General features: G+C 32.9%; 9 protein-coding genes. 8 read left to right on the top strand and 1 reads right to left on the bottom strand.

Going from position 1 to position 11,411, the window contains the following annotated elements; translation table 11 throughout:
• The 8 genes from LE180_RS04690 to LE180_RS04655 form a co-directional block, all read left to right on the top strand.
• The coding region (locus LE180_RS04690; RefSeq protein ID WP_374134307.1) for a hypothetical protein at positions 1–207 on the top strand (207 nt) is incomplete at its 5' end.
• A gap of 45 nt (positions 208–252) precedes the next feature.
• A complete protein-coding gene (locus tag LE180_RS04685) occupies positions 253–687 on the top strand; it encodes a hypothetical protein (protein ID WP_374134306.1) in 435 nt (144 codons plus the stop codon).
• A gap of 35 nt (positions 688–722) precedes the next feature.
• A complete protein-coding gene (locus tag LE180_RS04680; protein ID WP_374134305.1) occupies positions 723–1,361 on the top strand; it encodes a hypothetical protein in 639 nt (212 codons plus the stop codon).
• Position 1,362: 1 nt separating this feature from the next.
• On the top strand, positions 1,363–1,842 hold the full coding sequence (locus tag LE180_RS04675) for a hypothetical protein (protein WP_374134304.1): 480 nt from the start codon (positions 1,363–1,365) through the stop codon (positions 1,840–1,842).
• A complete protein-coding gene (locus tag LE180_RS04670; protein ID WP_374134303.1) occupies positions 1,839–2,273 on the top strand; it encodes a hypothetical protein in 435 nt (144 codons plus the stop codon). Before LE180_RS04675 ends, LE180_RS04670 begins: the two co-directional genes overlap by 4 nt.
• A gap of 1,037 nt (positions 2,274–3,310) precedes the next feature.
• Positions 3,311–3,760: an SsrA-binding protein SmpB gene (smpB, locus tag LE180_RS04665; RefSeq protein WP_374134302.1), complete on the top strand. Its 450-nt coding sequence runs from the start codon at positions 3,311–3,313 to the stop codon at positions 3,758–3,760.
• Between the two features lie 11 nt (positions 3,761–3,771).
• Positions 3,772–6,831, top strand: coding sequence for a UvrD-helicase domain-containing protein (locus LE180_RS04660; protein ID WP_374134301.1), 3,060 nt, complete (start codon positions 3,772–3,774; stop codon positions 6,829–6,831).
• A gap of 39 nt (positions 6,832–6,870) precedes the next feature.
• The gene (locus tag LE180_RS04655) at positions 6,871–9,672 is read left to right on the top strand and encodes a PD-(D/E)XK nuclease family protein (protein WP_374134300.1); all 2,802 of its coding nucleotides are present in this window, start codon (positions 6,871–6,873) and stop codon (positions 9,670–9,672) included.
• 24 nt (positions 9,673–9,696) lie between these two features.
• Here the strand turns inward: LE180_RS04655 and LE180_RS04650 are convergent, their stop codons facing one another.
• A complete protein-coding gene (locus LE180_RS04650; RefSeq protein WP_374134299.1) occupies positions 9,697–10,947 on the bottom strand; it encodes a M48 family metallopeptidase in 1,251 nt (416 codons plus the stop codon).
• Positions 10,948–11,411 lie beyond the last annotated feature (464 nt).

Here is an 11,411-nt window from a genome sequence, read left to right as displayed (position 1 = left end):
GTAGCTGTAGTTGTAGTTGGTGTCGTTGTTGTTGTTGTAGTAGTATTAGTTGATGTTGTTCGTGTAGTTGGTCTTGTTGTGGCTGCATATTTAGTTGTTTTAGTTCTTGTAGTAGTCGTAGTTGTAGTTGTTGGTGGCTTTGGTATTGTAGTAGTAGTAGTCGTTGTAGTTGTTGTAGTTGTTGTTGTAGTAGTTGTAGAGTCCTAAACTGGAACGATTGTTGTTCCTGTATTTGTGTTTGTAGGTTTTGTTGTGTTTTTACTAGTTCTTCTGCTATTGGTTGTAGTTGTTGTTGTAGTTGTTGGTGTTGGTGTTGTTGTAGCAGTTCTAGTCGTTGTTGTAGTTGTTGTAGACTTAGTTTTTGTAGAGCTAGTGGTGGTAGTGGTGATGGTGGTGGTGCTTTTACTGTTGTTGCTTTTGTTTTTACTGTTGGTGGTTTTGTTTGGACTTGGTTTTCGCCTCCTTGTTTTTGTTGTCCTCCATCTTGTCCCTGTTGTCCTCCGCCTTGTTGTTGGTTATCACCAACTTGTTGCTGTGGTGGTTGTGATACTGCTGTTAATGTTGATGGTACTGATGATGATGTTGTTGTTGGTAGTTGTGGTTGACGTTGTTGTTGTGATGATGACGACGACGATGGTGATGAAGAGCTGGAAGACGAGCTGGAAGATGAGCTTGAAGACAAACTAGAACTATTAGGGGCGAGAGAGTGATAGGAATTTGTTGTGTCCATGCCACTACGCACTATTTTATTGTCAGAAGAGCTGAAAGACAACGCTGGCGATAGCACTGGTGATGACGATGATGAAGATGCTGATGGTGCTCCGCCGTGTAGTGATGGTGGTGGTGCGCTATTTGTGACCAGTAGTGTAGCAGCAGTAGTAGCAGTAGTAGCAACATCTGTCTGTTCTTGTGTTATCGTTGTTGTTAACGTCGCTGATGTTGATCCGGATGGTGCGCCACCTTGTGGTGGTTGCTGCTGCTGTTGTTGTCGTTGGTTATCAACTTGGCTACCAACTTGTCCTTGTTGTTGTACTCCGCCTTGTTGTTGGTTATCACCAACTTGTTGCTGTGGTGGTTGTGATACTGCTGTTAATGTTGATGGTACTGATGATGTTGCTAGTTGTGGTGGTGTCGGTGTTAAAGAGGAAGGAGCAAAGCTAGAAGAAGAGCTGGGAGACGAACTAGAAGAGCTGAAAGACAACGCTGGCGATAACACTGGTGATGACGATGACGACGATGATGAAGGACTAGTAGAAGAAGATGATAATGGTGCTGCTGGTGGTTTGTTAGCACATAGTTGTTCTTGTAGTTTTTGTTGGTCTTGTCGGTGTTTTTCTATTAGGTCTTGTTGTTGTGTGTAGTGTGTTATTAGTAGCATTAGTGGTTGTAGTTGTTTTCCTTGTTGTTGTTGTATTTGTTGTTGTAGTTCTTGTTGTTGTTGTATTTGTTGTTGTAGTTCTTGTTGTTGGCGTTGTTGTTGGGCTATTAGTTCTTGTCGTTGTTGTTGTCGTTGTTGTTGTAATTGTGGAGCTAATTGTTCTAGTTGTTGTTGTATATCTAGTTGTAGTAGTAGTTGTTGTTGTTGTAGTAGTTGCAGTAGTTTGTGTTGTAGTTGTTGGTGTTGTTGTAGTAGTTGTAGTTGTTGTGGTTGTAGTTGTTGGTGTGGTAGTAGTTGTAGTTGTTGTTGTAGTTGTTGGTATGATTGTGAATTTTGTTGTAGTTCTTGTTGTAGTTGTTGGTATAGTGGTGAATTTTGTTGTGGTTGTAGTTGTTGTTGTAGATCTTGTATTTTTTGTTGTAGGTTCTTTTGTGCGTCTAATAGGTCTTTTGCGTCTGCGTTGAGTGATGCTGGTGCTGGGGTGGGTTGTGATGACGATGACGACGATGATGAAGGACTAGCTGATGGTGATGTTAATGGTGTTGATGGTGGTGGGGTGCTATTTTGTGCTACTTGCACTCCGGTGACTGTGACGGTGGTGTCACCTGAGATCGTCGGCGTCGTTGTTGCCGTCGCTGATGATGATGTGGTGTCAGTTGTTGTCAGCGTTGTTGTTGCCGTCGCTGAGGTTGCCGTCGCTGAGGTTGCCGTCGCTGATGATGACGGTTGTGATGAAGAGCTGGAAGACGACGCTGGTGATGACGATATTGATGACACCGTGATGGGCGTAAATAACCGTCGGAGCCCTTTATACAAGACGAACCCTGTTGCTAGCGTCGCCAATGTCGCTATTAGTGGCGTTACTTTAACTCCTTTTACGGTAGTTAGTTCATAGTCACCAAAGTCTCTTACAGCACTGCACCATTTATGTTTATCGCAGAACGTAGTGGGAGACAACGACTTTCTCCCATCTTTCTTCTCTTTCTCTCTTTCTGTCATCTTGACTTCTTCAACTTTAGTGTTTCTAGTGAACTCGTTAGCTTTGCTACTAGCTTTGCCACCAGCTTTGCTGGATTTATCTGGGGAGCATGCCGAAACGAGCAGAGAAAGGCAAACAAACAAGCTTACACATCTTTTTAAACGTAATGTCATCATATTATGTCTTCTTTTTAAGAGTGATGTCATCATACTATTTCCTATTTTGTTTCTATCTATCGGCTTTGATAGGTTTAGATAGATGCTGATAAGTTTAGATTTAGAGATTAAGGGGGGAATGTGAACTATGTATCGCTTCACGAATGAAAACTTCCCCTTTTATTTTAGCGCCACTTTTTTTGTTTTACATTTATAAGAAAATCAACTATACCAAATCAAACCTTTTAACAAATCAGCTACAACTATTGTAATTATACAAATTTAATCCCTTATCTTTAACATTTCAACCTTAAAGATTATACAATGAAAACAATCAAAATTCAATCAGAGATCAAAGATCTTTGTCCTCTTTCTACCCTTAAATCTTCCTGCCTCAAACCTTTCTGACAGCAAATGTAACCGCTACTATTATATCGATTATATCAGTTTAAACCTCCTAAGAGTTTAATAGACTCTGAATATGTCTGCCCATATTCGTATTATATCAAACCTTCTAATTTACAAGAAAATATGAAAACTTACAGGCACGTTTAGGTGATTGCCATTGAGTTTTTGTAAGAAAACTTCTACAATACTAACCTGATACTTTCCGCCATCACTGTTGCATTGACAACTTGAATTCACTATTGACTTGTGTTAGTTATTATTCTACTATGCCGATGTAGTTGGTGGAGTATGTTTATTTATTGATTAATTAATTAATTAAAGCTGAATCAGGGTCTGTCAATGGAACAAGATTTACAGTAGCGTTTCTTAAAGCGGAAAATAACAAATAAAATGGATAAAAAAATATTTTCATCAAACAGAAAAGCGTATTATAATTACGAAATTCTTGAAAAATTGGAAACAGGTATTGTGTTGTCTGGATACGAAGTTAAATCTATAAGACGTTCTAATGTAAATCTTGTTGACAGTGTTGTTAGGTTTTCTAATGGAGAAGCTTTTGCTGAGAACATATTCATTGCTCCCTACGAGCAAATATCTACGCACATTGCAGATTACGATGCTAGGAAAAAACGTAAGCTTTTGATGCACAAAAACGAAATTAATAAGATGTGCGCGAAAGTTAAAGAAAGAGGTCTTACGATTATTCCTTTAGAAGTTTATATTGGCGGTAAGGGAAAAATTAAGTTACTCATAGGTCTTGCAAAAGGTAAAAAGATGTACAATAAAAAAGAATCTATCAAGAAAAAGGATATTGCAAGAGAAATGTCAAGAGAATATTAAGAATCACATAAATGAACAAGTCCCAAATAATATCAGTGCAGGCATCGGCAGGATCAGGTAAAACTTACAATCTTGCAAAAAGGTATATTTATCTTTTGCTCGGATCTAATAATGAAACAAGTATAAAAAATATAATTGCTGTAACCTTTACAAATAAAGCCGCTGTTGAAATGAAATACAGAGTTTTAGATTATCTCAAAAAAGCTGCGTTATGTTTAGACACAGGCGATTTTTTTGACGATTTAAATCTTACCAAGACTGAAATATCCAAAAAAAGTATTGCGACTTTAGAAGACATTTTGCGCTTTTACGACAACTTCAATATAGGTACCATAGATAGTTTCAAAAACCACATCTTAAAGTCTTGCGCTATTAGCATAGACCTTTCACCGAATTTTATCATAGAGCAGGACTACTCCGATAATCTTTTATTTTCGTTAGAAAACTTTTTACAAAAAGCTCGATATTCAGAAAACTTGAGAAATCTGTTATTGCAGTATGTATCTCAATATACAATGAAAGATTCAGGGTGGATTCCTAAAAACACTATTTATAGAGAAACTGAAAAAATATTTAAAAAATCTGGCAATACTGGGAAAAATATTCTGACAGGTAATAGAGAATCTTTTGACAACGAGGCTTCTTCAAGAGTGAAAATGATTACAGATAAAATTAAAATTTTCGCAAAATTGTTGCCGAAACTTAAAATTAATTCGCATCATATTAAAGCTGTTGATAAAGTTTTAAAAAATGATAATAAAATATTTTTTGAAGTGAATAATATCCCAAAAAGATTTTCAAGCGAAAGTCTTGAGTATAATAAAGACGCTACTCATAATCCTGAAGCGGACGAGCTTTGGGAAGCAATAAGCAAAGATATTAAGTCATTCTGTGATTTCTATATGAATAACTATTATAATATTTATTCAAATATATATTCTCAAGTCGCGATTGAATTTGATAAACAATCAAGAAAAGACGGCGTTGTGTTTCTAAATGAAATAAACAAAAAAACAGTTAATTTTTTTGAAAAGAACGAGGCTGTTATGCCTGAAGTATATTATAGACTGTCCGAAAAATACAAACATTTTTTAATTGACGAATTTCAAGATACGAGCCTTGTGCAGTGGGCTGGAATAAAAAGATTTTTAGAAGAAAGTCTTGCAGTTAACGGAACATTTTTCTACGTCGGCGATGTAAAACAAGCAATATATGCGTTTAGGGGTGGCAATTCTGAACTTTTTGATACGATGTCAAACGAATTTCCTTCGGCAAATATCGATAAACAATATCTCAAGAAAAATTTTAGAAGTGGTAAAGTAGTTGTAGATTTCAATAATCATATTTTTTCAAAAGAAAATATTGAAAGGTTTTTAAATGAGTTGTATGAAAACGAAGACGCAAAATGCGATTTTTCAAAATTTGTTGAAACTTATAATTTTTCAGAACAGGAATCTATACAAGAGCATAATTACGGATATGTTGAAATAGACGTTATAGATAAAACCTTTGAAGATGTAAACGAAGAAACAAAGCAAAAATTCATGAATCATATCTCTCATCTAATAGAAAGATTTGCTTTGCAAAACATAGCGGTTTTGTGCAGAAACAATGATGAGATACCTACTGTTAGTTCTTGGCTTTTGGAGAAAGGTTTTGAAATAGAGTCGTCGCAAACGTTAAATATAAAAAATAACAATGTTATAAAACAAATCGTATCGTTACTTATGTTTATTAATTCTCCGATAGACGCGTTATCGTTTTCTTCTTTTGTTTTGGGAGATGTTTTTAGTAAAGCGTCGAGCTTTGAATCGACTGAATTTGAAAAGTTTATTTTTACCTACAATAAAGAAAACAAGTCCGGGATTTTCTATAAAAATTTTAGATATAAATACGAGACATTATGGAACGAATATTTTGAAGAATTTTTTGTAAAGGCAGGTTTTGTCCCTGTTTATGAATTAACGCTTTCAATACTTGAAAAATTTAAAATTATAGATAACTCTCCGGACAGTAAAGCGTTTGTAATGTGTTTTCTTGAGCTTATTAAAGATTTTGAAATGCAAGATTCCGGTCTCAAAAACTTTTTGGAATATTTTAACAAGTTACAAGATGATAAAGATTCTTTGTATATAAAAAATGCCTTTGGAAGCGGTATAAAAATTATGACGGCGCATAAAGCTAAAGGTTTGCAGTTTCCTGTTGTGATAATGCCTTTTTTTAAACTTTCAGAGCATAGTATGGATAGACCGTATTTTGATAGTTCAAATGAAGAAATAAAACTGTTAAATATATCGCAAAATCTTGCAAAATTTTCAGAAAAAGCAAAAAAAATATACGATAGAGAAAAACTAAATTTGTTATTGTCAGAACTGAATGTTCTTTATGTTTGTATGACAAGGGCGGAATATGAGTTTTATGCAATAGTTCCCCCAAAGTCTGGAACTGCAAATAACAAAGCGCTGGTATTGCTAGGTAGTGGTAATCTCATTTCAGGCGTTCAACAAAAGTATGCTATCAATAACGCTGTAAAAGGTGAAGTTGTTTTAGATAATTTCGATACGAACTATAAAGGCATACAAAAATATCTAATGAATGATAAAAAAACAACCATTGATATAAACGACATAAAAAGGCGAGGGACAATTCTGCATTATGCGTTGTCAAAAATAGTATCGTTAAAAAATAAAAATAGAGGCGATGCTATCGCGGATGTCGTTAATATTACAAAAAGAAAATTTTTATTTGAAGATATTGATTTTGTAAAAGAAAAACTTGATGGGATGTTTAAGTCTGAAGAAATTCTAAAATTATTTATGTATGACGAAACTAAGATATATAATGAAAAGGAGATTATAAATACTTTTGGAGACTCTTTTAGAATAGATAAACTGATAGTAGATGATAACGAAATTGTAGTAGTTGATTTTAAAAGCTCAAATTACAACGAAATAAAAAACAAAGAACAGTTGAAAAACTATGCTGTTTTGATTTCAGAAATTTATTTGCATAAAAAAATAGTGATTTATATTGTAGATATAGAAAAAGGACAATTAAATATTCTGCAGTGAAACAGTCTTTGTCGTTTCAATAAACCAAAGGGCAATAAAATGTCGGGGAAAATAATTAATATAGATTTTGGCGAGAATATAATAGATTTTACGAGCGAGTATATCTTTAAATCTGTAAAAAAAATAGCTTTAGTAAGCGGCGGGCAAAGACCGTTTCTGTTTCTTAAGAAAAAACTTGCTCAAAAACATAAAAACGCTTTTTTCTTTCCAGACTTTTTTACAAACGATGAATTTGTTGAAAAAATTATTTTTGATAATACTAATCTTATAAAAATTTCTGACATCGAAGCGGCATTTATGATATTTGAAATTGTTAAAACCGACATGCCTCAGCTTTTAAACGGCAATCATTCTTTTGCGTTTTTTATGGAATGGACTTTTGAAATTTTATCTTTCATAGAGCAATTGGATTTAGAAAATATTTCAGAAGAACAACTCAAAGCTGTAAAAGCAAATGCAGACATAGGCTACGACGTCCCTAAAAATATAAATAATTTATTAAAAAATATTTTTACAATAAGGAATACTTTTCATAACGCTTTAGAAAAATCTTCAAGAACAACAAAAGGGTATAGTTTTTTAAAGGCATCGTTGATTGAAGCGAATATGTTCGCATACTCGTTTGATGAAATAATATTGATAGCGCCATTTTATTTACATAAAACTGAAATGGAAGTTTTTAAAAAACTCTTTAAGATTGGTAAGCTTACCATACTTATTCAGGGGAATCCCAAAGAATACGGAGTTTTAGAAAATTTATATTCTACTTTCGGACAAACTTTTCCGGAAATAAAAAACAAAAAAAATGAATATAAATTAAAGATATATTCTGCTCTTGATGACCAATCGCAAGGTTCTTTACTTAAAAATCTTATTAAAACTTATAGTGAAAAGGACTTAGACAAAACAGTTGTTATTGCGCCAAATTCGAAAATGCTTCAGTCCGTAATATCTGAAATTTCTGTAGTAACAGATTATTATAATGTTTCGGCAGGATACCCTTCCGAGAAGACAGCTGTGTTTTCACTTCTTAATGCTGTTATAGAAGCGCAGCTTTCAAGGAGAGGTCGGCATTACTATTCAAAGGACATTATGAAAGTTCTAACAAATCCTCTTTTAAAAAATATGAGGTTTTTTGGCGAAAGCGCTATCTCGAGAATAGTTGCTCATAAAATTGAAAAGGCTTTAAATCAAGATTCAATGAGTTGTTTGAGCAGAAAGATGTTTGTTTCATTTGAAGAAATTATAGAGGAAAAACAACTTATTAATGATATATGCCTTACTATCGCTGAGGCATGGGAATATGTGGATCTTGAAAAAATTATAAAAATATTAAATGAAATTTTTGAAATATTTTTTATATCTTGGGAAAAGATTGATAATTTTTGCGTGTTGTCAGATACATTATCTAAATTATTAGAGAAAATATATTCTTTAAGCGCCGCATCGAGCTATCCGTTGAATATTGAGGCTATGGAAATATTGTTATCTTTGGCAAAAGAAATAAAATTCGGCGAAGTGGCTAAAGTAAAATTTGACAATGAAGAAATATTAAATATTTTTAAAAAATTAATTAAAAATAAAAGAATTGCGTTGCCGGGATCCCCTTTAAAAGGCTTGCAGATTTTGGGTCTTTTGGAATCAAGAAATCTTTCTTTTGAAAATGTTTTTGTTATAGGTATGATTGACTCGGAAATACCTGCAATAAAAAAAGATTATTCACTTGTTCCTAAAGACATAATGTACGCTTTGGGTATAGAAATGGCAAAAAAAGAGTCCGAAATACAGCAGTATCATTTCAACAGACTTATTGCCGGGGCAAAAAATTTAAATCTCATTTATCCTGATAATGATAAAGAAGAGAGAAGTAGATTCATTGAATCCATTATTTGGAATAAACAGCTGGAAAGCAAAGATATTAATATCGTTAAGATAAACAAATTTATTTTACCTAAATTTTCAATAAAATATTCCATAAAAAGAAAATACGCAAAAACCAAAGAAATTAAAGAATATCTTAAAAATATGTCCTATTCTTACAGCAAAATAGATACCTATTTAAACTGTAGGTTAAAGTTTTACTTTATGTATGTATTACTGCTTGATGAGGGTATGGAAATCGGTCAGGAACTTTCAGGCAGCGACATAGGAAATTTTATACACGATTTTTTAAAAGGAGCTTTACATGAGGGGCTTGATATAAAAGAACTACAGTCTTTAGAATTTGAAAAAGAATATTTTGAAAAACTTGAAAATAAATTTAATAACTTTGCTAGCTTTAAATTTAGAGAAGATGCTTTTATGATAAAAGAAGTTTTGGTACATAGAATGAATAATATTTKGAGTCGTGAAAGAGAAAGGAAATATCAAAGTATTTATGCTTGTGAAGAAAAATACGTTTCAAAAATTAAAACTGAATCGGGAGAGTCTTATAATTTAAACTGTCGAATCGATCGCATAGATACTGATGGCAAATGTTATATGATATTTGATTATAAAACGGGATATACGGATGAAAAAACTATTAGGAAAAAATCTTTTACTTTATTGTCGGATAATTTCGACAGACAAAATATAAAAAAAACAATCAAATCTTTACAGCTGCCTCTGTATAAGTACATATTTGAAAAAGAAACAAATTTTACTGTTTCAGAATGCGGTATTTACGATGTAAAAAAAGCTGAAATCAATGAATTTCCAAAAGAGCAAGAAATATATGAAAAATGTATTAATGTGATTAAATCATTACTTGACGAAATAAATTCAGGCGATAAATTTGAATTTGACGAAACGGATAGCGCAAGCTGTAAACAGTGCAAATATTTTTATATTTGCAGATAGCAGGTTAGTCGATCATAATTTAATTTACAATTTTAGATTTGAAGATAATTTATCTATTGCGTTAATTCTTTCTAAAATTGGCGGATGAGAATATTCTAAAAATACTTTTAATTTGTGCGGATATAAGTTCGACAGGTTATCTACAGAAAGTTTTTTTAACGCGTTTATCATAGCGTCAGGATGTTTATATGTTGTTACTGCATAGGCATCAGCCTCGTACTCATGTTTTCTTGAAAAATAGCTTGCTATTACGGAAAGCATTAGAGAAATAGGCGTATATAAAAATGCAAAAAATATTATCCCAGCATATACAGGTTGTGTTTGCATAAGGAAAGCGCTGTAAAGCCAAGTCTCATTTATGAAAAGTGAAAGAATAAACAGCATTATTCCTGTTGAAATAAAAGAAAATATCATTTGCCTTATGATGTGACCGAGTTTGAAGTGTCCCATTTCATGCGCCAAAACGCTTGTCAATTCTTCCACAGGGTGGTTCTTTATCAGAGTGTCAAATAAAACTATTCTGCGCGATTTTCCAAACCCTGTAAAAAATGCGTTCGATCTTGTCGAACGTTTGGAATTGTCCATTTTAAACAGTCCCTTCATTTTAAAATTCTCTTTCTTTGCATATTTCTCAATCGAAGCTTTTAAGTCTCCGTCTTCCAAAGGCGTATATTTGTTAAAAAGCGGCATTATAACTATAGGCGCAATAAACGTGAGAAATAATTGAAAAACAACAATAGCGACAAATGCATACAGCCATGCGTACTGAAAAAAGTTTGTAAACAGCCATAAAATTACTGAAAAAACGGTTGCGCCAACAATTGCTGTAATAATCAGCGATTTTAGAAAATCTGTAAAAAAAGTTTTTAAATTCATTTTATTGAATCCAAATTTTTCTTCTATAACAAATATAGAATATGCGGAAAAAGGAATTTTTAAAATTTCAACGGCAAAAAGAAGAATTCCTGCAAAAATAAGTCCTGTCGTAACTGTTCCAAAACCAAAAGACACAGCTATATTGTTTGTGTGATTAAACCCTCCAAAAACAATAAAAACAAGCTGAACTAACAGCATAAAAGAAGACGAGATAATTGAGAAATTTGTATTTGCTTTCAGATATTCTTGTGATTTTGTATATTTTTCTTTGTCAAAGAATCCTTCAAATTCTTTGGGAATATCGTTTGAAATATTTTTAATATTAAGCAAATCTGTTACTGTTTGAATTAAATATATGCCAACAAGAAGGCAAAATATTAAAAGAGTATATATGTTCATGATACGCCTCCTCAATGATATTGCAATAAAACTTACCTCTTTTTATTATAGCATTTTTTAAACATTGACACTTGAGCCATTGGCTCTTGGGACTTTGTTCCCCGGAACTTTGTCCCACGGAACTTTGTCCCACGGAACTTTGTCCCTTGAGTCATTGGCTTTTGGGACTTTGTCCCTTTACCATAGAGTCCCTTTAGCCGTTTTTTAGGGGTGTTTTGCCTGACTTTCAGACGTGGAGAGTACTCGTTTTTTGCCTGACTTTTGCCTATAATCTTTGCCTGATTTTTGATTATAATCTTTGATGATTTTAGGTTAAATTGTTAAAAGATTTGATATAATTACAATAGTTGTAGCTGATTTGTTAAAAGTTTTGTTTTGCATTTATAAGAAAATCAATTATACCAAATTAAATGTGATTATATCATCTCACCAAATACAACTGTTGTGATTATACCAAATCAAAA

Source organism: Candidatus Endomicrobiellum pyrsonymphae, assembly GCF_020328025.1.
GTDB classification, from domain to species: domain Bacteria; phylum Elusimicrobiota; class Endomicrobiia; order Endomicrobiales; family Endomicrobiaceae; genus Endomicrobiellum; species Endomicrobiellum pyrsonymphae.
This window is presented reverse-complemented; position numbering and strand designations above follow the sequence as displayed.